We start from the raw sequence: 1,246 nt of genomic DNA on the forward strand, positions 1-1,246 counted from the left end.
ATCTTGCGAGAATGCTTGTGTGGTGCGGATACCCGCAGGGCCAGCACGGTAGAATGATTTCACTTCTTCTGAATCGGTCAGCATGATGTCGTATTTGGCTAGCTGTTCTTCCCAAGTCAGTCCTAGGACAGTCTTAGACTGATTGTGCAGCAGACCTGCACGGTTCAGTTCACCAAGGATACCGACAACGCCACCCGCACGGTGTACATCTTCCATGTGGTATTTCTGCGTTGAAGGAGCCACTTTACAAAGGTGTGGTACTTGGCGAGACATGCGGTCGATGTCCGTCATATCAAAATCGACTTCACCTTCTTGCGCCGCAGCTAAAAGGTGTAACACCGTATTGGTCGAACCGCCCATTGCGATGTCGAGTGCCATCGCGTTTTCAAATGCGGCTTTGGTCGCGATATTGCGTGGTAGAGCCGTTTCGTCATCTTGCTCGTAGTAGCGTTTGGTGAGTTCAACGATGCGTTTACCTGCATTGATAAACAGCTCTTTACGATCGGCATGCGTTGCCAACAGCGAGCCGTTGCCTGGCTGAGACAGACCCAGAGCTTCTGTCAGACAGTTCATTGAGTTTGCAGTGAACATGCCTGAACACGATCCACACGTTGGGCATGCACTGCGTTCGATCTGTTCGCTTTGTTCGTCAGACACTTTAGGATCGGCGCCTTGGATCATTGCATCGACAAGGTCTAGCTTGATGATCTGATCTGAAAGCTTGGTTTTGCCCGCTTCCATTGGGCCGCCAGATACGAAGATAACTGGAATGTTGAGACGCATTGACGCCATCAGCATCCCTGGAGTGATTTTGTCACAGTTAGAGATACACACCATGGCATCTGCACAGTGCGCATTAACCATGTATTCTACTGAGTCGGCAATCAATTCACGTGATGGCAGCGAATAAAGCATGCCGCCGTGACCCATTGCGATGCCATCATCGACGGCGATGGTATTGAATTCTTTTGCGATGCCGCCTGCCGCTTCAATCTCTTGAGCAACAAGTTGGCCCAAATCTTTAAGGTGTACGTGGCCTGGTACGAACTGAGTGAATGAGTTCACCACTGCTATGATTGGTTTACCGAAATCTTCGTCTTTTACACCGGTTGCACGCCAGAGCGCACGAGCTCCCGCCATGTTACGACCATGTGTGGTGGTAGCTGATCTATATTTTGGCATTTCTTAAATCCTTCTTACTGCTGCTCTGGGTACACATAGTCTAACCAGCCCCACTTATCTTCTG

The 1,246-nt window shown here is 49.9% G+C and carries 1 protein-coding gene; it reads right to left on the minus strand.

What is annotated here, in order from left to right; genetic code table 11:
- Positions 1-1,182: dihydroxy-acid dehydratase (ilvD, locus tag R8N28_RS25490; RefSeq protein WP_318183693.1), on the minus strand; the 1,182-nt coding region annotated here is incomplete at its 3' end.
- Positions 1,183-1,246 lie beyond the last annotated feature (64 nt).

The organism is Vibrio sp. Vb1554 (assembly GCF_033344235.1).